Origin of the sequence: Actinomadura sp. NEAU-AAG7, assembly GCF_018603865.1 — a bacterium.
Classification (GTDB): Bacteria; Actinomycetota; Actinomycetes; order Streptosporangiales; family Streptosporangiaceae; genus Spirillospora; species Spirillospora litoris.
On the sequence record NZ_JAHFZY010000006.1, the window covers coordinates 73,506 to 96,442 of the forward strand.

At 74.8% G+C, this 22,937-nt stretch carries 16 protein-coding genes; 4 read left to right on the forward strand and 12 right to left on the reverse strand.

Going from position 1 to position 22,937, the window contains the following annotated elements; translation table 11 throughout:
- Positions 1-53: 53 nt before the first annotated feature.
- From KLI87_RS26690 to KLI87_RS41645, 4 genes are all read right to left on the reverse strand, one after another.
- The gene (locus tag KLI87_RS26690; RefSeq protein ID WP_214619173.1) at positions 54-821 is read right to left on the reverse strand and encodes an ABC transporter permease; all 768 of its coding nucleotides are present in this window, start codon (positions 819-821) and stop codon (positions 54-56) included.
- Positions 818-1,756, reverse strand: a complete 939-nt coding sequence (locus KLI87_RS26695) for an ABC transporter ATP-binding protein (protein ID WP_156216864.1) — start codon at positions 1,754-1,756, stop codon at positions 818-820. The genes KLI87_RS26690 and KLI87_RS26695 overlap by 4 nt, the downstream gene beginning before the upstream one ends.
- Before the next feature lie 135 nt (positions 1,757-1,891).
- Positions 1,892-2,566: a response regulator transcription factor gene (locus tag KLI87_RS26700; protein ID WP_156216863.1), complete on the reverse strand. Its 675-nt coding sequence runs from the start codon at positions 2,564-2,566 to the stop codon at positions 1,892-1,894.
- Positions 2,567-2,648: 82 nt separating this feature from the next.
- On the reverse strand, positions 2,649-3,830 hold the full coding sequence (locus tag KLI87_RS41645) for a histidine kinase (RefSeq protein ID WP_308166189.1): 1,182 nt from the start codon (positions 3,828-3,830) through the stop codon (positions 2,649-2,651).
- Positions 3,831-4,097: 267 nt separating this feature from the next.
- Between KLI87_RS41645 and KLI87_RS26710 the strand changes: the two genes are divergently transcribed.
- Positions 4,098-5,648: an alpha/beta hydrolase gene (locus tag KLI87_RS26710; RefSeq protein WP_308166190.1), complete on the forward strand. Its 1,551-nt coding sequence runs from the start codon at positions 4,098-4,100 to the stop codon at positions 5,646-5,648.
- 46 nt (positions 5,649-5,694) lie between these two features.
- Here KLI87_RS26710 and KLI87_RS26715 read toward each other — a convergent pair whose 3' ends face one another.
- The 8 genes from KLI87_RS26715 to tkt all read right to left on the reverse strand — a co-directional run bounded on the left by KLI87_RS26715 (position 5,695) and on the right by tkt (position 18,449).
- Positions 5,695-6,909, reverse strand: a complete 1,215-nt coding sequence (locus KLI87_RS26715) for an Ig-like domain-containing protein (protein WP_308166191.1) — start codon at positions 6,907-6,909, stop codon at positions 5,695-5,697.
- Positions 6,910-7,185: 276 nt separating this feature from the next.
- Positions 7,186-8,289, reverse strand: coding sequence for a glucose-6-phosphate dehydrogenase assembly protein OpcA (locus KLI87_RS26720; RefSeq protein ID WP_156216859.1), 1,104 nt, complete (start codon positions 8,287-8,289; stop codon positions 7,186-7,188).
- A gap of 2 nt (positions 8,290-8,291) precedes the next feature.
- Positions 8,292-9,818, reverse strand: a complete 1,527-nt coding sequence (gene zwf, locus KLI87_RS26725; protein WP_214619176.1) for a glucose-6-phosphate dehydrogenase — start codon at positions 9,816-9,818, stop codon at positions 8,292-8,294.
- 301 nt (positions 9,819-10,119) lie between these two features.
- The gene (locus tag KLI87_RS26730) at positions 10,120-11,751 is read right to left on the reverse strand and encodes a glucose-6-phosphate isomerase (protein ID WP_214619177.1); all 1,632 of its coding nucleotides are present in this window, start codon (positions 11,749-11,751) and stop codon (positions 10,120-10,122) included.
- Entirely contained in the window at positions 11,748-13,415 is a 1,668-nt protein-coding gene (locus tag KLI87_RS26735; protein WP_214619178.1) for a phosphoheptose isomerase, read from the reverse strand. The genes KLI87_RS26730 and KLI87_RS26735 overlap by 4 nt, the downstream gene beginning before the upstream one ends.
- An 86-nt stretch (positions 13,416-13,501) precedes the next feature.
- On the reverse strand, positions 13,502-15,157 hold the full coding sequence (locus KLI87_RS26740) for a glucose-6-phosphate isomerase (RefSeq protein ID WP_214619179.1): 1,656 nt from the start codon (positions 15,155-15,157) through the stop codon (positions 13,502-13,504).
- Positions 15,154-16,269: a transaldolase gene (gene tal, locus KLI87_RS26745; RefSeq protein WP_156216857.1), complete on the reverse strand. Its 1,116-nt coding sequence runs from the start codon at positions 16,267-16,269 to the stop codon at positions 15,154-15,156. The genes KLI87_RS26740 and tal overlap by 4 nt, the downstream gene beginning before the upstream one ends.
- An 89-nt stretch (positions 16,270-16,358) precedes the next feature.
- Positions 16,359-18,449, reverse strand: a complete 2,091-nt coding sequence (gene tkt, locus KLI87_RS26750; protein WP_250904327.1) for a transketolase — start codon at positions 18,447-18,449, stop codon at positions 16,359-16,361.
- Between the two features lie 722 nt (positions 18,450-19,171).
- Between tkt and KLI87_RS26755 the strand changes: the two genes are divergently transcribed.
- The 3 genes from KLI87_RS26755 to KLI87_RS26765 all read left to right on the forward strand — a co-directional run bounded on the left by KLI87_RS26755 (position 19,172) and on the right by KLI87_RS26765 (position 22,536).
- Positions 19,172-20,167 (forward strand): heme o synthase, encoded by a 996-nt coding sequence (locus KLI87_RS26755; protein ID WP_374225485.1) that lies wholly within the window; start codon positions 19,172-19,174, stop codon positions 20,165-20,167.
- A gap of 82 nt (positions 20,168-20,249) precedes the next feature.
- The gene (locus tag KLI87_RS26760) at positions 20,250-21,461 is read left to right on the forward strand and encodes a PrsW family intramembrane metalloprotease (RefSeq protein WP_156216855.1); all 1,212 of its coding nucleotides are present in this window, start codon (positions 20,250-20,252) and stop codon (positions 21,459-21,461) included.
- Positions 21,462-21,534: 73 nt separating this feature from the next.
- Positions 21,535-22,536 (forward strand): COX15/CtaA family protein, encoded by a 1,002-nt coding sequence (locus tag KLI87_RS26765; protein WP_214619181.1) that lies wholly within the window; start codon positions 21,535-21,537, stop codon positions 22,534-22,536.
- Positions 22,537-22,937 lie beyond the last annotated feature (401 nt).

The window sequence follows — 22,937 nt, forward strand, 5'->3', positions numbered from 1 at the left end:
GGCGCCGTGTGCGCTGCGGGTGCCGTGGGGTTCGTGTCTGGTAGGGGGTGGTGCTACTTCACCTCTCGGCGGGTCAGGCGGAGCATCCCGATGGCCAGCGGGATCGCCAGCCACACCGTCACGGACGTGGCGACGCGGGCCCAGGCGCCGCCGCTGACGTCCGGGTCCAGCAGGGCGATGAGGGTCTTGTTGGTGTCGAGCCAGCCCGCCGGGCCCCGGAGCTTGGCGACCATCTCGCCGAGCGTCGACCAGAGCGTCGGCAGCAGGAAGAACATGACGATCGCCAGCGGGGTGTTCATCAGGAGCGTTCCGAACGCCACGCCCATCGACACCCAGATCGCCGCGAGCAGCAGCGCGGTGCCGAGGAGGGACATCGGCATCGTCCACGACCCGGACGAGCGGCCGAGGACGGCCCCCGCGGCGCGTCCGGCGAAGGAGAGCAGCACGCCCGCGCACGCGAACGCCACGCCGAGCGCCACGCCGCCGAGCAGCTTGGCCGCCAGGACCCGGCCGCGCCCCGGGACGAGGGCGAACGTCGCGAGGGCCGTGCGCTGCGACCACTCGCTCGTCACCGACAGGATCCCGAGGACGGGCAGCAGCAGCGCCACGCCCGTCTGGGACGCGACGAACATCTCGGGGACGCCCCGCTCGTCCTTCGGCGCCGCGAACAGCACCACCGGGACCATCGCGAGGGCGGCGACCCCGATGAGGACGAGCAGCCAGCGGCCCGCGCGGGTGTCGACCGTCTTGCGCAGCTCCACGGCGGTCAGCCGGGCCAGGGACGGGCGCGCGGGCTCCAGCAGGGCGGTGGCGGCGGTCACAGCGACGCTCCTTCGAGACCATGGGGGGAGGGGACCGGCGTGCCCGATGGCCTGCCGCCGGACGCGGTGAGGGACAGGAACAGCTCCTCCAGGCCGCCCCCGCCCGCCTCGCGGAGCTCCAGCAGCACGACCCCGGCGGACGCGGCGGCGCGTCCCACGGCCTCCGCCGGGGCCTCCACCAGGAACGCGCCGCCGGTGTCCGGGCGCGGCCGGAGGCCGGCCCCCGCCAGCGCGGCCCCCAGCGCGGCCCCGTCCACGCCCCGGACGAGCGTCCGGCCGGGCGCGGCGAGCAGTTCCTCCTTGGTGCCCCGCGCGGCGATCCGCCCGCCGGCGATGACGACGAAGCGGTCGGCCACGGCCTCGACCTCGCGCAGCAGGTGGGAGGACAGCAGGACGGTCCCGCCGCGGTCGGCGAAGTCGCGCAGCAGGCCGCGCATCCAGAAGATGCCCTCCGGGTCGAGGCCGTTGGCGGGCTCGTCCAGGATCAGCACGCTCGGGTCGCCGACCAGCGCCTGCGCGATGCCGAGCCGCTGGCGCATGCCGAGGGAGTAGCCCGCGACGCGGCGCCGCGCGGGGCGGCCCGACAGCCCGACGAGGTCGAGCATCGCGCCGGCGCGGTCCCGGCCGACGCCGGTGAGCATCGCGGTGAGCGCGAGGGTCTCGCGGCCGGTGCGCCCCGCGTGCTGGGCGGCGGCGTCCAGCAGCACCCCGACATGCCGCCCGGGGTTCGCGATGCGGCCGTAGGGGACGCCCTGCACCGTCGCCGTCCCCGACGACGGCGGGGTCAGCCCGCAGATCATCCGCATCGTGGTGGACTTTCCGGCGCCGTTGGGCCCGAGGAATCCGGTGACGGTGCCCGGCGCGCAGTGGAACGAGACGTCCTCCACGGCCGGGACGTCCCCGTAGCGCTTGGTCAGACCTTCAACACTGATCATGCGTCCAGCCTCGCGGGCGGGACGGGGGTGCGGCAGCGGCCTAAGGTCCACGGTGCGGGCTACCGAAGTCGGTGCCCGATCAGCCGCCTGGCCGGGCGAGATGGCCGTCCGGCCATCCCGCGCCGGCCGTCCGGCTCAGCCGGCGGGGTCGGTGATGCCCGCGTCGTGGACGAGCAGCGCGATCTGCACCCGGTTGTTCAGCTCCAGCTTGGTCAGCAGCCGCGACACGTACGCCTTCACGGTCGCGACGCTCAGCGACAGCTCGCGGCCGATCTCGCTGTTGGTGCGGCCGCGGCCGACCAGGGCCGCGACGGCGCGCTCGCCCTCGCTGAGCCGGGCGAGCAGCTCGCGGGCCCGGTCGCGGCGCGGGTCGACCCCCGAGTCGGCGACGTAGGACATCATCTTGCGCATCACCGCCGGGGAGACCATCGGCTCGCCCGCCGCGACCTGCCGGATGGCCCGGACGATGTCGGGCGGCGGGGTGTGCTTGAGCAGGAACCCGCTCGCCCCGGCGCGCATCGCCCGCAGGATGTGGTCGTCGGTGTCGAACGTCGTCAGGATGATGATCTCGGGCGGCTCGCGGCGGGAGCGCAGCAGCTCGGTGGCCGCGAGGCCGTCCAGCCGGGGCATCCGGATGTCCATCAGGACGACGTCGGGGCGGTGCTCGTTCACCGCCGGCACGACCTCCGCGCCGTCGGCGACGTCCCCCACCACCTCCAGGTCCTCGGCGCTCGCCAGCATCATCGACAGGCCCGCCCGGACGAGGGCGTCGTCGTCCACGATGAGCACGCGGACGGGTGGTGAGTCCATCCCGCCACTCTACGGGGCCGCGGGTCCGCGGACCGACCGGTTCGGGCGCCCCGGCGGCCCTGTCGCGGGGGCGCCGCCGGGGTCAGGCGGGCAGCGGCAGGCGGGCCCGCAGGCGGAAGCGGCCGTCGCCGGTCCGGCCGTGCTCCAGCGTCCCGCCGAGGGTGTGGACCCGCTCGCCCAGTCCGACCAGCCCGGCCCCGGCGCCGGGCAGCGGACGCGGCGGCGGGCCCGGCGGCAGCGGGTTGGAGACCTCGATGGCCAGCGCCGTGCCGCCGGGGAGGTCCAGCGCGACCCGCACGTGGGCGCCGGGGGCGTGCTTGCGGGCGTTGGTCAGCCCCTCCTGGACGATCCGGTAGGCGTGCCTGCCCACCCGCGCCGGGACGGCCTCCGGGTCGGGGACGCGGTCCTCCAGCGTGACGTGGGCGCCGGCCCGCCGCGACTCCTCGACCAGCGCCGCGACGTCCTTCAGCGTGGGCTGCGGGCGCTCGGGTCCGGGGCCGCCGGCGTCGCCGGCGGCGGCGTCCCCGGCGACGCCGCCGCGCAGGACGCCGATGACCTCGCGCAGGTCCTCCATCGCCTCGTAGGCGCTGGCCCGGATGATCCCGGCGGCCTCACGCTGGTCGGCGGGCGCGTCCGGGCGGAACTCCAGCGCGCCCGCGTGCACCGCCAGCAGGGAGATCCGGTGGGCGAGGACGTCGTGCATCTCGCGGGCGATCCGCTCGCGCTCCAGCAGCCGGGCCTCCTCGACGCGCAGCCGCTGCTCGGACTCGGCGACGCGGGCGCGCTCCTTCAGCGACGCGATGAGCATCCGCCGGGACCGCACGAGCATGCCCGAGCTCAGCAGCACCGCGTACAGCAGCCCGAACACGACGAGCCCCTCGCGGAAGTCCGGCTCCGAGAGCGGCGCGATCCAGAACTGCGCGACGACCACGGCCATGTTCAGCGCGCCGAGGCACAGGCTCGTCCGCCAGGGCCGCAGCACCGCGACCGAGAACAGCGCGACGGCGGCGGTGCCGAGCACGGTCGAGGCCGCGACCTGCGCGAGGGTCATCGCGAGCATGACGGCGACCGGATGGCGGCGGCGCCACAGCAGCAGGACGGCCCAGGAGGCCGCGCCGATCGCGAGGTCCCGGGGGATCGAGATGTCCTCGCCGTTGGGGAGGTCCTCCACCGAAGCCTTGAGCATGAGCAGGCCGAGCAGCACCGCCGCCGCGGTGACGCCCGCGTCACCGAGCCGGTCACGCCATGATCGCCGGAGGTCCACCGTTCAACGCTACCGACCCGGGGCGCGTCCGGCAGCGGACGCAGGTCGCCGCCGCCCCGACTTTGGTCGCCTCCGCCCACCACCGAGGTCGGCCGAACGCCGAGGTGAGGCCGCCGGACGCCCGCCTCCAGGGGGCCAGCCCCACCAGGCGCCCCCCAGCCTGCCCCACCCCGGCTCGGGTGAGCGCCGCACTGTGCCCGCCGGTCGCGGAACCTAGCGTTGGAGAACATGACACAGGAGGACGTGACACGGACACGATGGCGGCGCGTGGCCGCCAGACGGGCCGTCGCGGTGCTCGCGACGGGCGCCGCGGTCGCGGGCGCCGCCGCCGTCCCGGCGCCCGCGCGGGCGGACGGGCGGACCCCCGGGGCGCACGCGGGCGGCGGGCTCGCGCGCTTCTACGCCCAGCATCTCCGCTGGAAGGCGTGCGCGCTCGGCCCGGACGACGAGGTGGGGAAGCAACTGGACAAGGCGGGCGCGCGGTGCGCGGACGTGACGGTCCCGCTCGACTACGCCAGGCCGGGCGGCCGCACGATCAAGATCGCGATCTCGCGGCTCCCCGCCTCCGACCGCGCGCACCGGATCGGCACGATGATCCTCAACGGCGGCGGCCCCGGGCCCGCCATCGACATGCCGCCCTTCATGCGCGAGGTCATGGGCGAGGCGGGGCCGCGCTACGACCTGGTCGGCATGGACCCCCGCGCCCTCGGACGCAGCGCGCCCGTCGACTGCGGCTGGCCCAGCGGCACCTGGATCACCTCGGCGGGGCAGAGCAGGGCCTCCTTCGAGCGCTCCGCCGCGTTCGCCGAGGACCTCGCGGGACGCTGCGCGCGCGCCGGCGCCGGCGTCCTGCCGCACATCAGCACCCGCAACATCGCCCGCGACATGGACGTCGTCCGCGGCGCGCTCGGCGAGAAGAAGGTGTCCTACAACGGCGCGTCCTACGGCACCTACCTCGGTTCGGTCTACGCGACGATGTTCCCCGGACGGCTCGACCGCGCCGTGCTGGACAGCTCGGTCGACCCCGCGGCCTGGGGACCCCGCCTGCTCGGCGGCACCGAGGTCGCCAACGACCACGCCCTCGTGGGCTGGGCGGACTGGGCGGCCGAGCGCGACGCGACCTACGGGCTCGGCGGGAGCCGCGCCGCGGTGCTGGGCACCGTCGGCGAGATCATCGCGGCGTCCGCGCGCGAGCCGCTGCGCGTGGGCCGGTTCAGGGTCGACGACCGGACGGTGCCGCTCGTGCTGTTCGACAACCTCGGCACCGACGAGGAGCGGCCCCGGGCCGAGTTCGCCACCTCCGTCCAGGTGCTGAAGAAGGCCGCCGAGCAGGGGTCCGCCGAGCCCACCGGGCCGCTGGAGGAGGAGCTGACCTTCCTGCTGACCGGCGGCGAGTCCGCCTACGGCAGCGGGCAGAGCGCGATCGTCTGCGGCGACGCCGCGGCGCCCCGCGACCCGGAGGCGTACTGGCGCGAGATCGAGCGGAACCGGCCGGGCAGCCCGGTGTTCGCGCCGCTCACCCACAACATCAACCCGTGCGCGTTCTGGCCGGCGCGTCCGGCCGAGCGGCCCACCAAGGTCGGCGGGCACGTCCCCGTGCTGATGGTCGCGGCGACCGGTGACACCCGCACCGACTACCCGTCCAACCTCGCCCTGCACCGGCTGCTGGACGGCTCCCGCATGATCACCCTGCCCGCCGACGTCCACGCGCCCTACCAGCGCGGCTACCCCAACACGTGCGTGAACCGGAAGGTCAACGCCTACCTGGTGACCGGGCGGCTGCCCGCACGCGACGAGACCTGCCCCCCGGAGTCGTGACGGACGAGGGCGGCGCCCCGGCCGGGGCGCCGCCCGCGCGGAGCCGTCAGTTCAGGGGCTTGCCGGTGACGGGGGCGCCGAGGGCGCTGCCCTGGAGCCAGGCGTCCCAGGACTTGGCCCACGGCGTCGGGCCGTTCCCGAACTGGAGCCGCCGCGTCGTCCCGGTCACCTTGATGACGTCGCCGCGGTTGGTGAACTCGTAGAACCACTTCGCGTCGCCGGGGGAGGCGTTCACGCAGCCGTGGCTGACGTTGTCGTTGCCCTGCGAGTCCGTCGACCACGGCGCCGAGTGCACGAACGTCCCGCTGTAGGTCATCCGGACGTTCCACTTGGTGGGGATCCGGTACTCGCCGGGGTCGCCGGTGGTCGCGGAGTCCATGACGATGTGCGCCGCCTTCTCCTGCGCGATCATGGTGCCGCTGTAGCTGTCGTGGCCGGGCTTGCCGAGGCTGACCTTCATCGTCCGGACGGTGGCGCCGCCGTTGGTCACGGTCGCGCGGTGCCGCTTGGCGTCGATCGTGGTGATGTGGCTCGGGCCGACGGTGAAGTTCAGCGTCCGGTCCTTCATGCCGTACATGTCGGCGCCCACCTTGAGGCCCGCGAGGTGCGCGACGACCCGCACCTTCTCGCCGGACGGCCAGTACTCGCGGGGCCGGAAGTCGACCTCCCGGTCGCTGATCCAGTACCAGGCGCCCTCCACCGGCCTGGACATCCGCACCTCAAGGGCCTTCTCGACGGTGGCCCGGTCCTGCTTGGTCGGCACCGGCTTGGACAGCAGCACCTGCACCGGCATCCCGACGCCGACGGTCTCGCCCTCCAGCGGCGACATGCCCGTCTCCAGCTTCTTCCGCGGCGTCAGCGTGGTGAAGGTGGAGGTCGCGGTGACCGGCTTGCCGTCCTTCCCGCTGCCGCGCGCCGTCACCGTGTAGGTGGTGGCCGGACGCAGGTTCGACACCGACCGCCACGAGTGCCCGTCGGGCGAGAGGGCGCCCGCCGCCTTCCCGTTCTTGCCGTAGGTGAGGGCGACGTCCGTGAGCTTGCCCTTGTCGGCCGTGACGGTGACGGGCTGCTCGGGCCTGACCTGCCTGGTCCCGGTCGCGGGCGCGATGGCGAGCCGCGCGGCGTCCGGCGCGGCGCCGCCCGCCTTCCCGCCGTCCTTGGCTGCGCCGCCGTCCCCGTCGCCGGACGAGCACCCCGCGGCGGCGACCGCCACCGCCGCGACGGTCACGACGAACGCCGATCCTGCCCGGGTCTTGAGCACCTCGGAACTCCTCATCGCTCGACACGGGTTCTTCCGTCGCCAGGGTATGCACGCTTTCGCGGAAGAGATGCGCGAGTCCGGGGACAGATCGCCGTTCGGGCGTCCGGCGGCGCCGCGCGGCACGGGGCCCATCCGTCGGCTGACGTGGGCATGTGCGCCGCGCGGCGCTCACACTGATCCGGGGGGATCGGGCTCAGAGAATCCGGCCCCCGGAGAGGCCGATCTCACACCGCGGCCGTCCGGGGGGCGGAGGTCCGAGTGCCGCGCCGGACGGTGTCACGCGTCCCCGGCGGACTTGCCCCGGGACGGCTTCTTCGCCGGGGCCTTGCGCGTCCCCGACGACTTGGAGGGGGTCTTCGACGCGGCGGGGCGTTTCGACTCGGCCGCCTCCTTGCCGGCGGCCTCGGTCTTCGCCGCGTCCGCCGTCGCCGACACCGGCTCGGTCGCGAGGCCCTCGCCGGTCGTGCCGCCCGCCAGGTCCTTGGCGAACCGGGCCGCCGCCTCCTGGTAGACCTCGTCGGGGTCGAGCCGCCGCAGCTCCTCGGCCAGCAGCTCCGACATCGGGCGCCGCATCAGCGACACCTGCCGGTCGGGCTGCTCGGGGCGGCACAGCGTCGCGACCCGCCCGTCGGGGCGGTCCACGACGATGTCGCCGCCGGTCGTGGTCAGCTTCACGCCGGTGATGCCGGGGCCCTCGGAGACCGTCCGGTCGACGGCGACGCCGAGCCGGATCGACAGCCACGCCGCCAGCAGCTCCGCGCTCGGGCTGTCGGGCTCGGCGACGACCTCGCCGGACACGATCTCGTCGTGGTCCTGGTCGAGCGCCGCCGCCAGCAGCGACCGCCACGAGGTGAGCCGCGTCCAGGTGAAGTCGGTGTCGCCCGGCCGGTAGCCGTCGGCGAGCTGCGCGAGCGTGCCCAGCCGGTCGCGGGCCGCGTAGGAGTCGGTGACGCGGCGCTGCGCGAGCTGGCCGAGCGGGTCTTTGGCGGGCACCTTGGGCACCTTGCCGCCCGGCCACCACGTCACCACCGGGGTGTCGGGCATCAGCAGCGGGACCACGACCGAGTCGGCGTGCTCGGCGAGCGGCCCGTACATGCGCAGCAGCACGGTCTCGCCGGGCCCGGTCTCGCCGATCCGGATCTCGGCGTCCAGCCGGGAGGAGCTGCCGCGCGGGTCGCGGGAGATGACGGTCAGCACCCGGCACGGGTGCTCGCGCGCCGCCTCGGTGGCCGCGCGGACCGCGTCGTACTGCGCCGACTCGTCGGTCACGATGATCAGGGTGAGCACCATGCCGACGGCGGGGCCGCCCATCAGGTGCCGCGCCTGCGTCAGCGCTTCCTGTATCCGGCGCGTGGAGGTGCCGGTGAGATCGATGTTCATCGTCAGAGTCGCCTCCAGGTACGCCCGTCGCGGGCCATCAGCTCGTCGGCGCTGTCGGGGCCGTAGCCGCCGGACTTGTACTGGTCGAGGCTGCCCCGGCTCGCCCAGTACTCCTCGATCGGGTCGAGGATCTTCCAGGACAGCTCGACCTCCTCCTGGCGCGGGAACAGCGGGGGGTCGCCGATCAGCACGTCCAGCAGGAGCCGCTCGTAGGCCTCGGGGGAGGCCTCGGTGAACGACTCGCCGTAGGCGAAGTCCATGTTGACGTCGCGGATCTCCATCGAGGTGCCGGGCACCTTCGAGCCGAACCTGACCGTGATGCCCTCGTCCGGCTGCACCCGCATGACCAGCGCGTTCTGCCCGAGCTCCTCGGTGTCGGTGTGCGAGAACGGCAGGTGCGGCGCCTGCTGGAACACCATCGCCACCTCGGTCACCCGGCGGCTGAGCCGCTTGCCGGTGCGCAGGTAGAACGGGACGCCCGCCCAGCGGCGGTTGTCGATGTCCAGCTTGACCGCCGCGTAGGTCTCGGTGCGGGAGTCGGCGGGGATGCCGTCCTCCTCCAGGTAGCCCTTGACGCTCACGCCGCCCTGCCAGCCCGCGGCGTACTGGCCGCGCGCGGTGGACTGCGCGAGGTCGCCGGGCACCCGCACCGAGGAGAGGATCTTCGCCTTCTCCGCGCGGACGGCCTCGGCGCTGAAGGACGTCGGCTCCTCCATCGCCGTCAGCGCGAGCAGCTGGAGCAGGTGGTTCTGGATGACGTCGCGGGCCGCGCCGATGCCGTCGTAGTAGCCGGCGCGCCCGCCGATGCCGATGTCCTCGGCCATCGTGATCTGCACGTGGTCGACGAACGAGCGGTTCCAGATCGGCTCGAACATCGCGTTGGCGAACCGCAGCGCGAGGATGTTCTGCACCGTCTCCTTGCCGAGGTAGTGGTCGATCCGGAAGATCGACTCCTCGGGGAACACCCGGTGGACGGTGTCGTTCAGCTCCTTGGCGCTCGCCAGGTCGTGCCCGAACGGCTTCTCGATGACGACCCGCCGCCACGAGCCGTTGTCGCGGTCGGCGAGCCCGCTGCGCTGGAGCTGCTCGACGACCTGCGGGAAGAACTTCGGCGGTATCGACAGGTAGAAGGCGTAGTTGCCGCCCGTCCCGCGGGTGCCGTCCAGCTCCTTGACCGCCATCGCGAGCGCGTCGAACGCGCCCGGGTCGCTGAACTCGCCGGGGACGAAGTGCATGCCCTCCGACAGGTGCGTCCACACGTCCTCGCGGAACGGCGTCCGCGCGTGCGCCTTCACCGCCTCGTAGGCGATCTGCCGGAAGTCCTCGTTCTCCCAGTCGCGGCGGGCGAACCCGACGAGGGAGAACCCCGGCGGCAGCAGCCCCCGGTTCGACAGGTCGTAGATCGCCGGGAGCAGCTTCTTGCGCGCGAGGTCCCCGGTGACGCCGAACAGCACGAGCACGCACGGCCCGGCCACCTGCGGCAGGCGCTTGTCGCGCGGGTCCCGGAGCGGATTGGCTGTGGTGGTCACCTGGCGGCCCCCTCTGTCGCTACGTGGACCGTTCTTGCCCACTGTCCCGTCCTCGTATCGCGGCCCGCCCCGGGGGGACGGCCCGCCCTGTGTTCCTTGATATGGCCGTGCTCACTCATAAGACCGTGCTCACTCATAAGACCCGGCATACCGCTCGGGCCGGTCATATCGATAAGGCCGTGCATCGTGATCTGACCACGCATCCTGTGTTGACCCGTGTCCGTGACACATGTCCGTGGCGCCGTCGCGGGAGGTCGACGGCGTCGGGCGCGAGGCGGGTGGCCTCGCCGGCGGCGCGCGCTCATGCCCCTCCTCGGGCGCGGTCGAGCAGCCGGGCGAACCCCGCCCAGCGGTTCTGCAGATGCAGCCGGACCACCGGACGGCCGTTCCCGCGCGCCGCGCGGGCGTCGCCGAGGGCCTGCGCGAGTTGCAGCATGCCCAGCCGGTGGTGCCGGTCCGGGACCGGAACGTCGCGGTCGACGCTTCCGGTCACCATCAGGTATACGCCCTTCTCCTGAAGATCATTCCCGAACGCGGGGTAACGGAAGCCCCAACTGACGGTGACGGGACGCGCGCACCGCGCGGCCAGCAGCGCCGCCAGCCGCCGGACCCGCGCGCCCTGCCCGTCCCCGGCGTCCGCGTCGAGGTAGGCGACCAGGGACAGGTGCTCGTCGGGGCCGACCCGCGCGGCCAGCGCGTCCAGCAGCGGCGCCAGCCCGCGCGCCTCGCCGAGCGCCGGGTCGGCGGTGTGGGCCTCGACGGCGCGGCCCTGCTCGCCGTCGGTGAACAGCGGCTCGCCCGTCCCGTCGTCGAGGGTCGGCGCGGCGGCGCGGGCGGGCGGCGCCGTCGGGTCCAGGCCCAGCAGGTAGGCGGCGACGGCGGCGGCGTACTCCCACACGGCGAGCTGCGCGGCCAGCGGCCCGGAGACGGTCGCGTCGTCCTGGTGCGGACGGCCGTCCAGCGTCACCAGGAACATGTCGTCGGCGGGCACCAGCGGGAGCCCGCCCTCCTGGACGACCGGCACGAGCCGCCCCTGGACGGCCTCGTTCAGCAGCACCGCGATCCAGTCGGCGAGCCCCGTCGCCTGCGTGGCGTAGCCGCCGAGCACGACCGTCCCGCGCCCGGCGCGCACGGCGCCGCCGAGGATCGCGCCGAGGATCAGCCCCGGGTTGTGCTCGGGCCGGGTGAGCGAGGGCAGGACGGTCGCGGCCTCGTCCAGCAGCGCCGAGGTGTCGGCCCCCGCGAGCGCGGCGGGCACCAGCGCGTAGGGCGACAGCGCCCCGAACGCGGTCGGCGCGGGCGCCTCGATCAGCGTGTGCCCGGCCTCGGCGGCGAACTTGGCCGGAGCCGTGCCCGGCGCCGCCACCGTGACGCACCGCCGCGCGATCTCGGTGGGGGACAGCCCGGCGTCCGCCAGCATCCCGAGCAGGACGCGGCGCAGCGCCTCGGTGCCGGGATCGTCGCCGGTGATCACGATCAGCGTCCGGGCCAGCCGGTCGGGGTCGCCGGCGGCGCGCAGCAGCGGGCCGGGGTCGGGGCCGTCCAGGACGGTCAGCGGACCGGCCTCGGCGGAGTGCCGGACGATCACGTCGGCGGCCCGCGCCGGGGCGCCCCGGCCGAGCAGCACCACGTCGGTCAGCCCGCTCTCCAGGGCGTGCGCGCGCATCTCGCCGACGCGCACCAGCACCGCCCGCGCCGGGCCCGGCTGGCCGGGCCAGCACACCGCCCGGCCGTCCTCCGGCGCGCGGTCCTCCTCGTCGTGGCCCGCCGCTCCGGCGGGGGCGGGCGACCACAGGCTCGCGTCCTCGGACGCGAGCCGGACGGGCACCTGGTCGATCCACAGGCGGCCGAGCGCGCGCTCGGCCACCTCCCGGAGCATCCCCCGGGCGGTGATCGCCGTCTCCCCCGAGACGACCCTCGTGAAGCCTGTCACCTGCCGCGTCCCGCTCCCGCCACCGCGCGCACGGCCTCGGTCAGCAGCCCGGCGCCCTCCACCGGATCGCGCAGGTGCATCCGGAGGGTGGGCAGCCCGCGGGCGCGCAGCGACCGCACCTCGGCGAGGGCGCGCGCGAGCCGCAGCTTCGCCAGGCCGTAGGGACGGCCGGGGACGGGGTGCGCGGCGAGCGCGTCGCCCGGCGCGGGGTCACCGGTGATGACCAGGAACGCGCCGTTGCCCGGCCCCTCCTTGTGGATCGGTCCCGTGGCGTGCGGGTAGGCCGGCCCCGGCCCGTAGACCACCGGGCGCCCCGACGCGCGCGCGAACGACGGCGCCAGGTAGCGGCCGGAGAAGTCCCCCGACAGGTACGTCACCACCGACAGGTAGCCGTCCGCCGGGACCGCCGCCGTCAGCCCGCCGAGGACCGTCCGCAGGTCCGCGCCGGGCGGCCACGGGAAGTCGGCGTGCACCTCGATGCCGTCCTCGACGTAGACCGGCGGCTCGTCGGGCAGCGGGCCCCGGCCCGCCGCGCGCAGCAGCGTCGCGGCGTCGTCCTCCGCCTCCTGGACGGACGTGCCGCCCGGCTCGAACGGGTTGACGCCGAGCAGCCAGCCCGCCACCGCCGTCGCGTACTCCCAGAGCAGGAACTGCGCGCCGAGCGGCGCCAGCACGGAGGTGTCGGCCTCCTCCTTCCCCGGGGACGGCGGGTTCAGCGCCACGCCGTGCACGTCCGGGAACGCGCCCCTGGCCCCGGGCGGCTCCACCGCCAGCAGCCCGCCGCCCTGCTTGCCGGTGCCGACCGCGAGGAGCTGGGAGATCCACGCGCTGAGCGCGCCCTGCCCGCCGGGCTCGCGCAGCATCACCTTGTCGCGCGCGACGCCGCCGGTGCCCTGCTGCGCGCAGCCGCCGAGGATCGCGCCGAGCAGCAGGCCGGGGTTGTCGTCGTCCTTGGACAGCGAGGGCGCCAGCGCCGCCGCGTCCTCCAGCAGGCGCCGCGCGTCGGCGCCCGCGAGCACCGCCGGGACGAGCCCGTAGGCCGACAGCGCGCCGAAGTGGCCCGGCAGGTACGGGTCGGTCAGCCCGAGCCGGTACCCGCACTGGCGGGCGAAGTCGTGCAGCGGGCTGCCGTGGTCGGTGACGACCAGGAACCGGCCCGCGATCTCCCGCTCGGACAGGCCCCGCTCCCGGAACGCGCCCGCGAAGATCCGCCGGTAGGCGTCGCCCTCAAGCGACACCCCGACCTTGCTGGCCAGCACGACGAGGGTCCGGTCGAGCCGCTCCAGCGCGAACGCGAGCGGGGCGGTGTCGCTGCCGTCCAGGACGGTCAGCTCCCCGGTCGGCCGGTCGGCGCCCGCCCGCCCCTGCGCCTCCATGACCGCCTGCGCGGCGAGGCTCTCCGCGCCGACCCCGATCAGCACGATGTGGTCGAGGCCCGAGTAGCGCGCCTCGGCCACCAGCGCGTCCACCTGGCTCAGCAGCCCGCGCGAGGCGAACGGCAGGTCGAGCCAGCCGAGCCTGCCGTGGTCGGCGGCGCTGTGCCCCCACAGCCGCGGGTCCTTGGCGGCCAGCGCGCCGGGGACGCCGCCGCTCACAAGGTGCTCCCTCGCGCGCAGCGCCGTGTCCAGCACGTCGCCGCGCGTCAGTACGTCGAATCCGGCCACCGATCCCTCCCGCCCCCATCGTTCCAGGAGAGAAAGGGCATTCGCGACCATCTCCGGCGATCACTTTCGTTCGGTCAGGCGTTCGGTCAGGTGAGGGCGCCGACGAGCTGGGAGAGTCCCTCCGCGCGGTCGCGCAGATGGACCCGGACGGCGGGTCGCGGCAGCGACCGCAGCACCCGCAGGTCCCCGAACGCCTGCGCCAGTTGCAGCTCGCCCAGCGTGTACGGGCGGCCGGGGACCGGCACGTCGCCGGACACCGCCCCCGTGATCTGGAGGAACGCGCCGTTCGGCGGGCCGCCCTTGTGGTACTGGCCGGTCGCGTGCAGGTGGCGCGGGCCCCAGCCGAACGTCACCGGCGCCGCCCGCTTGCGCAGCCGGCCGCCGCGCTCGGCGAGCAGCGGGCGCAGGTCCGCCGCGCGCGCGTCGCCGGAACGGTCCAGGTAGGCGAGGACGGCGAGGTAGCCGTGCTCCGGGACGGCCTCCAGGAGCGCCTCCAGGACCTCCGTGAGCGTCCGGGCGCCCTTCAGCAGCTCCTCCGGCGCGTGGACCTCCACCGCGTCCGAGACGAGCGCGGGCGGCCGGTGCACGACGGTCGGCGCCGCGCCCTCCTCCGAGCGCAGCAGCGCGGCGGTGCTGTCGAGCGACTCGCCGACGTCGGGCTCGGCGAACGGGTCGACGCCGATCACCCGGGCCGCGACCACCGCCGCGTATTCCCACAGCAGGAACTGGGCGCCGAGCGGACCCGCGACGCTGACCCCCGCCTCGCGGCCGGGGCCCGGCTCGTCCGGACGGCGGCCGAGGATGACCCGGCGCAGCTCGTCGGTCAGCTCGAAGCCGGGGGAGTCGACGCCCTCCACCACGATCGGCAGCAGGCCCTTGCCCTGCTTGCCGGTCACGCCCGCCACGAGCTGCTCCGCCCATCCGGCGAAGCCCGCGAGCCCCGAGCCGTGGTCGGCGATCACCAGCTTGTCGCGGTGCCCGAGCGCCGAGGCGCCGAGCGCCGCGCCGAACGCCAGCGCCGGGTTGTCGTAGGGCTGGCGGAGCGCGCCCGCCAGCCGGTACGCCTCGTCCAGCAGCGCGTCGACGTCCGCGCCCGCGAGCGCGGCGGGCACGAGCGCCGCGGCGCCCAGCGCGCCGAACCGGTCGCCCACGTCCGGCTCGGACGGGACGACCTCCCAGCCCGCCTCGCGCGCGGCACCCTCCAGCGCCGACCCGGCCTCCGCGACGGCGACGAAGCGCCGCGCCGCCGCCTCGCCCTCGACGCCCGCCTCGGCGAACGCCCGCGCGAGGACGCGCCGCAGCGCGTCCGCCTCCAGGCTCTCGCCCGCCGTGACGACCAGCGTCCGCTCCAGGCCCGCGGCGAGGACCCGCGCGACCTCATGCGGGTCGGCGGTGTCCAGCACGGTCAGCTCCACGCCCGCCGTGCGGCAGATCGCCTCGGCCGCCGGCGCGGTGCCGCCCGCCCCGGCCAGCACGACCCGGTCGAGCCCGTCGTCGCGGGCCCGCGCCGCGAGCCCGGCCAGCCGGGGCAGCAGCGACCGCGAGGTCTCCGGCAGCCCCAGCCAGCCCAGCCTGCGGGCGGCGAGCGGGGCCGCGTCCGGCCCCCACAGCTTCGCGTTGCGCGAGGCCAGCGCCCCCGGGACCCCGTCGTAGACGAGCCGGTCCAGCACCGTCTCGCTCTCGTCGAGGACGGGCCCGCGGATGGTGACCGAGATCCCCCCGGCGGTCACCACCGAGGTCACGCGCCGGCCCTCTTGGACTCCAGCTCGCCGGAGATGGAGCCGAGCAGCTCCGTCCAGGACGCCTCGAACTTCTCGACGCCCTCGTCCTCCAGCACCTGGACCACGTCGTCGTAGTCGACGCCGACGGCCTTCAGCGCCGCCATGTGCGCGCGGGCGTCGTCGTAGGCGCCGCGGACGGTGTCGCCGCGGACCTCGCCGTGGTCGGCCTCGGCCTCCAGCGTCGCCTCCGGCATCGTGTTGACGGTGCCGGGGGCGACCAGCTCGTCCACGTACAGCGTGTCCTTGAGGTCCGGGTCCTTCACGCCGGTCGAGGCCCACAGCGGACGCTGCGGGCGGGCCCCCGCGTCCTTGAGGGCCTTCCAGCGGTCGGTGGCGAACTTCTCCTCGTACAGCGCGTACGCGAGCCGCGCGTTGGCGAGGCCCGCCTTGGAGCGCAGGCCCTTCGCCTCGTCCGAGCCGATCTTGTCGAGCCGCTTGTCGATCTCGGTGTCGACCCGGCTGACGAAGAACGAGGCGACCGAGGCGATCTTCGACAGGTCGTGGCCGTTCGCGCGCGCCTGCTCCAGGCCCGCGAAGAACGCGTCGACGACCTCGCCGTAGCGCTCCAGCGAGAAGATCAGCGTCACGTTCACGCTGATGCCCTCGGCGAGCGTCGCGGTGATCGCCGGCAGCCCCGCCGGGGTCGCCGGGATCTTGATGAACAGGTTCGGCCGGTCCACCAGCCACCACAGCGCGCGCGCCTCGGCGACCGTCCGCTCGGTCTCGCGGGCCAGCCGCGGGTCGACCTCGATCGACACGCGGCCGTCCAGGCCGTCCGTCCGGTCGTAGACGGGGCGCAGCACGTCGCAGCCCCAGCGGATGTCGTAGGTGGTGATCGCGCGGGACGCCTCCTCCACGTCCACGCCCCGCAGCGCGAGGTCGCGGACCTGGTCGTCGTAGGCGGTGCCCTTGCTCAGCGCCTTGGCGAAGATCGTCGGGTTGGACGTGACGCCGACGACGTTGCTGTCCTTGACCAGGGCCGCGAGGCCGCCCGTCCGCAGCCGTTCCCGGCTGATGTCGTCGAGCCAGATCGACACGCCCTCGTCCGAGAGCCGCTTCAGGTTGTCGCTCATCGCTTTCTCCTCGTCATCGAGTTCGCGGGGGGCGGCCCCGGGGCCCGCCGAGACGGGCCCCGTGAGCCGGTGGTTCGATTGTCGGGGGTTCAGTTGCCGGTGGTCTCGCCGCGGCCGGCGTCCTTGACACCGGCCTTGATCAGGCTGGCCTTCGCCGCCGCGACGACCCGCTCGGCGGTGATCCCGAACTGGAGGTACAGCGTCTTGTAGTCGGCGGACGCGCCGAAGTGCTCCAGGCTCACCGACTCCCCGGCGTCGCCGACGTAGCCGCGCCAGCCGAGCGCGATCCCGGCCTCCACCGACACGCGGGCGCGCACGCCGGGCGGCAGCACCTCCTGCCGGTAGGCGTCGGTCTGCTCCTCGAACCACTCCACGCACGGCATCGAGACGACCCGCGTCGGGGTGCCCTCCGCCTGGAGCGCCTCGCGCGCCTCCAGCGCCAACTGCACCTCGCTGCCGGTCGCGATGATGATCACCTCGGGCCGGCCGCCCTCGGCGTCCACCAGCACGTAGCCGCCCCGGGCGACGCCGTCCGCGGACGCGATCGCGCCGCCGCGCTCCAGCGTCGGCAGCTTCTGCCGGGTCAGCGCCAGGCCCGCCGGGCGGTCGCCGTGCTCCAGGACGGTCCGCCACGCGACCGCGGTCTCGTTCGCGTCCGCCGGGCGCACCACGTCCAGGCCGGGGATCGCGCGCAGCGCCCACAGGTGCTCGACCGGCTGGTGGGTCGGGCCGTCCTCGCCGAGGCCGATCGAGTCGTGCGTCCACACGTAGGTGACCGGCAGCTTCATCAGCGCGGCGAGGCGCACCGCCGGGCGCATGTAGTCGCTGAAGATCAGGAACGTGCCGCCGTAGGGGCGGGTGCCGCCGTGCAGCGCGATCCCGTTGCAGATCGCGCCCATCGCGTGCTCGCGGACGCCGAAGTGCAGCGTGCGGCCGTACCGGTCGCCCGGGAACTCCTTGGTCTGGAACTCCTCGGGGATGAAGGACGGCTCGCCCTTCATCGTCGTGTTGTTGCTCTCGGCCAGGTCGGCCGAGCCGCCCCACAGCTCCGGCAGCACCGGCGCCAGCGCGGTCAGCACCTCGCCGGACGCGGCGCGGGTCGCCAGCGCCTTGCCCGCCTCGAAGCCGGGCAGCGCCGCCTCCCAGCCCGCCGGGAGGGTGCGGGTCGAGATCCGGTCGAACTCGGCGGCGCGAACGGCGTTCGCCTCGCGCCAGGCCGCGAACGCCTTGTTCCACTCGCCGTGCTCGGCGCGGCCCCGCGCGGCCACCCCGCGGGCGTGGTCGAGGACGTCCTCGGGGACCTGGAAGGTCTTCGCCGGGTCCATGCCGAGGATCCGCTTGGTCGCGGCGACCTCCTCGGCGCCCAGCGCGGACCCGTGGATCTTGCCGGTGTTCTTCTTGTTCGGCGCGGGCCAGCCGATGATCGTGCGCAGCGCGATGAACGAGGGGCGGGCCGTCTCGGCCCGCGCGGCGGCGAACGCCTCGGCGAGCCGGCCGACGTTCTCCTCGTAGTCGCCGTTCTCGGTCCAGTCGACGGTGTGCACGTCCCACCCGTAGGCCGCGTACCGGGCCCGGACGTCCTCCGACAGCGCGATCGCCGTGTCGTCCTCGATCGAGATGTGGTTGTCGTCGTACAGCAGCACCAGGTTGCCGAGCCGCTGGTGGCCCGCGAGCGCGCTCGCCTCGTGGCTGATGCCCTCCTCGATGTCGCCGTCGGACGCGAACGCCCAGACGGTGTGGTCGAAGGGGGACGCGCCGCGCGGCGCGTCCGGGTCGAACAGGCCGCGCTCGCGGCGCGCCGCCATCGCCATGCCCACGGCGTTGGCGATGCCCTGGCCGAGCGGCCCCGTGGTCGTCTCGACGCCCGCGGTGTGCCCGAACTCGGGGTGGCCGGGGGTGAGGCTGCCCCACTTGCGCAGCGACTTCAGGTCGTCCAGCGTCAGCGGGTAGCCCGACAGGTAGAGCTGGATGTACAGGGTCAGGCTGGAATGCCCGCACGACAGCACGAACCGGTCCCGGCCGGGCCAGTGCGGATCCGTCGGGTCGTGCCGGAGGAACCGCTGGAAGAGAAGGTAGGCGGCCGGCGCGAGGCTCATCGCGGTGCCGGGGTGACCCGAGCCCGCCTCCTCGACCGCGTCCATGGCGAGGGCGCGGATCACGTCCACCGCCCGCCGGTCCATGTCGGACCATTCAAACGTGCTGTTGTCCCCACTCACGGAACGCCAGGCTCCTCTCGCACTGCTGCTATTAACTGCCTGTATGAAACTGCTCGTGCGACGCCGGTCGCACGAACCCGTCGTATGGACTGCCCGCGTTCGGCAGTGCTTGTCGCCGGTGCACCGGCGACGTGCCCCCAGGGACGGGGGAGACGCCTCGCGGCGGGTCCCACTGGCATAACGTCCGGCGGCGCCGTGCGTCTTCCGTGCGGGCCCCCCTCACGACCGCCGTCCGCGTGACCGGCGAAGATCACTCCGTGCCCGTCGCGAGCCTATCGCGCGGCCGGGCCGCCGCAGGCTGGAGCGGGGACGCGGCGCTTCCCCGACACCTCGTCCGGTTCGCGGAGAGGCCCTCCTCGGCCCGCCACGTCCCGGCACCCGGTCCCCAGCCCCCTGCCCGATCGGGTTCGCGACTAACCCCGCGCGCCGGTGAACGCGCGCCGACCCCCGCGCGGCCTCCCGGTATGCGGCGGGACCGGCCGGCCGGCGCCTCCGGCGGGCCCGCCGGGCGACCCGGTGAGCGACCCGCGGAGGGGGCGGACTACAGTGATTGCGCGGCTGACGGCAGCGGCCGCGGTATCTTCACCAAGCCGAAGTCGCGGCCACGCCGAGGCGGGCCCGGATCGCGGGGGGCCGGCGCGGACGGCACGCGACTTCCCCATCCCTAGTTGGACGTGGACCCGATTGTGACGGTGCTCAGCAACAAGCGCGGGGTCGAGCTCGACGAGCAGGTGCCGGGGGCGCCCGCGGCCCCCCTCGAAGCGGCGGTCGAGGCCGGCGCGGCGCCCGCCGAGCGGTCGCTCGGCGCGAGCGTGCGCGCCTACGTCGCGCTCACCAAGCCGCGCGTGATCGAGCTGCTCCTGATCACCACGATCCCGGTGATGTTCCTCGCCGAGCGCGGCGCCCCGCCGCTGCCGGTCGTCCTGCTGACGCTCGCCTTCGGGACGATGTCGGCCGGCGCCGCCAACGCGATCAACTGCTACATCGACCGCGACATCGACGCCAAGATGCGCCGCACCCGGCGCCGTCCGCTGGCCCGCCACCAGGTCACCCCCGCCCGCGCGCTGATCTTCGGGATCACGCTCGCGGCGCTGTCCACCGCCGGGTTCCTGGTCGCCGTCAACCCGCTGGCCGCGGCGGGGTCGCTGTTCGCGATCCTGTTCTACGTCTTCGTGTACTCGCTGCTGCTGAAGCGCCGCACCTCGCAGAACGTGGTGTGGGGCGGCATCGCGGGCTGCATGCCCGTCCTCATCGGCTGGGCCGCGATCACCGGCGAACTCGCCTGGACGCCGCTCGTGCTGTTCGGCGTCGTGTTCCTGTGGACGCCGCCGCACACCTGGACGCTCGCCATGCGCTACCGCGAGGACTACGCGGTCGCCAAGGTCCCGATGCTGCCGGTCGTCGCCACCGAGCGCCGCGTCGTCACCGAGAGCCTCGTCTACACCTACGCCACCGTCGCGTGCTCGCTGCTGCTGTGGCCGGTGGCCGGGATGGGCCCGGTGTACGGCGCCGTCGCGGTCGTCCTCGGGCTGGTGTTCCTCGCCGAGGGGCACCGGCTGCTGCGGGCCGTCCGCGCCGGGGTGACCGGCGTCCACCTGCGGCCGATGCGCTTCTTCCACCTCTCCAACGTGTACCTGGCGCTGCTGTTCACCGCGGTCGCCGTCGACCCGCTGCTGCACTGACCCCGCGTCCGGGCGGCGCCCGATCACCGCGGGTGACGGGTCGGCCGTACCGCTCCGGCGGGCCTGCCGTTACGCTCACGTCATGGCGCGAGTCGATCCCAAGGCGGTGCTCGAAGGGCGGATCCCGGGCAGGCCCCCGGTCGCACTGATCGCGGGACTGACCGTCTCGGGGCTGTGCGCCGTCGTCGCGCTCGCCATCGACGCCCTCTACGGCGGCGCGGGGTTCTGGGTCGGGGTGCTGCTCGCGATCATCCCGATCCCGCTGCTGGTCGCGCTCGCGCTCATGCTGGACCGGCTGGAGCCCGAGCCGCCGCGCGCCCTGGTCTTCTCGTTCATGTGGGGCGCGGGCGTCGCCGTCCTCGGCGCGCTGATCCTCAACACACTCGGGCTGCTGTACGTCACCGTCCCGATCTTCGGGGAGCAGAAGGGGCACTTCGTCAGCGCCACGTTCGGCGCCCCGCTCATCGAGGAGTCGCTGAAGGGCGCCGCCCTGTTCGGCATGCTGTGGTTCCGCCGCAACGAGATCGACGGCTTCGCGGACGGGCTGATCTACGCCGCCATGGTCGGCCTCGGCTTCGCGATGATGGAGAACATCACCTACTACATGCGCGCCTACGACGACGGCGGCGCGCAGCAGCTCCAGGCGGTGTTCGTGCTGCGCGGCCTGGTCGCGCCGCTCAGCCACCCCCTGTTCACCTCGATGACCGGCCTCGGCGTCGCCTACGCCGCCACCCACCGCAGGGGGCAGATCCTCGCGCCGGTCGCCGGGCTGCTCGGCGCGATGCTGCTGCACGGGCTGTGGAACGGCGCCACCACGTTCGGGCTCGGCGGCCTCGGCATCGTCTACGTGCTGGACTTCTGCGTGCTGGTCGCGCTGATCGTCATCGTCGCCGTCGAGCGGCGCCACACCGTCCGGCGCATCGAGACCTACCTGCCCATGTACGCCGGGACCGGGCTGGTCACACCCCAGGACGTGCGGATGCTGCGCTCCATCCCGTCCCGCCGGGCCGCCCGGCGGTGGGCGCGCGGTGTCGGCGGCGCGCCCGCCGGACGCGCGATGACCGACTACCAGCTCGCCGCCACGGAGCTGGCGCTGCTGCACAAGCGCGCCGACCGGGGTGTGGCCGAGCCGCACTGGTTCGAGGCCCGCCGCGACGCGCTGCTCGGCCTGATGGCGCTGGCCCGGCAGGCGTTCCTGCGCACCCCGCCGCGGCACCGGGCGGGCCCGCCGTGGGCGCCGCAGGGGCCGTCGGGGTTCCTCGTGCCCGGACGTCCCGGCCCCTACGGCGGGTGAGCGCCGGGGTCACCGGAAACGGGCCGCCGGGTAACCGGGGGGCGGGTCAAGGCCCCGGGGACCCGCCCATACGATGGTTGCCGTGGCCGACCGATCCCCGAACCCTCTGACCCGCATGCGCGACGCCGTCTGGCATCCCACCCCCGGGTCGCTGCGGTTCCTGGCGCTGCTCGGCGTGATCGGCAACGCGCTGATCGTCGCGACCGGCGGCGCCGTCCGGGTCACCAAGTCCGGGCTCGGCTGCCCCGAGTGGCCCCGCTGCACCGGCGACAGCCTCGTGCCGACCCACAGCGCCGAGCACCCCGCGCTGAACATGTCGATCGAGTTCGGCAACCGGCTGCTCACGTTCGTGGTGCTGGGCGTGGGCGTGCTGGTCTTCGTCGCGGCGGTCCGGCTGCGGCCCCGCCGCGGGTCCCTCGTGCGCTGGGCGCTGGCACAGCCGATGAGCGTCGTCGCGCAGGCGGTGATCGGCGGCATCGTCGTCCTCACCGACCTGCACCCCGCCTCGGTGGCCCTGCACTTCCTCGTCTCACCCGCCCTGCTGGTCTTCTGCGTGATCCTCTGGATCCGCGCCGGCGAGGGCGACGCGCCGCCCCGCGCGCTGGCCGCCCCCCGCGTCCGCCGCCTCGCCGCCGCGCTCGTGGCCGCCTGCGGCGTGGTGCTCGTCGCGGGCACCGTCGTCACCGGCACCGGCCCGCACGCGGGCGACGCCGACTCCCGCCGCTGGGGTTTCAACATCGAGGACGTCACGCGCGTGCACAGCGGCCTCGCCTGGGTCACGGTCGCGCTGACGATCCTCGCCGCCGTGGTGCTGCACCGCACCGACGCCCCGCCGGCGGCCCGGCGCCGCGTCCACGAGCTGATCGGCCTGGAACTGACCCAGGGCGCGCTCGGCTACGTCCAGTACTTCATGGGCGTCCCGGGGCCGCTGGTCGTCCTGCACATGCTCGGCGCCGTCCTGCTGTGGATCGCCGCCTGGCGCCTGGCCCTCGCCCTCCGCGACCGGGGCCCCGTCCCGTCCGCCACGGCCCCGGCCCCCGAGCCGACGACGACCGAGGCCCCCCAACCCGCCTGACCTGCCCGCCGGGGCAAGGGGGTACCGAGCCCCTCCGCTCCCGCCGAGGCCGACGAGCCGGGACACGCGCCCCCGCCAACCAGGAAGCCCCCGGGCGGCCAGGAAGCCGACGCCCAGGTAGCGCTCCTCGCCGACCGCTCGTGGGCCTTCGGGCCGAGCTGCCTCTGCTTGGTTCGGCCCAGAAGATGCCCCCGTTCCCGGAGGGCGCGTAGCCGTGCGGTGAGTCTCGCCGCTCCCCTGTGGGCACTGCGCGCCGGGCTGCTTCTGGGTGGTTCGGCTTAGGGGGTGCGCCTGTTCTCGGAGGGCCTGTAGGCGTGCGGTGAGCCTCGCCGTTCGCGTGTGGGTACCTCGCGGCGGGCTGCTCCTGGGTGGTTCGGCTCAGGGGGTGCGCCTGTTCTCGG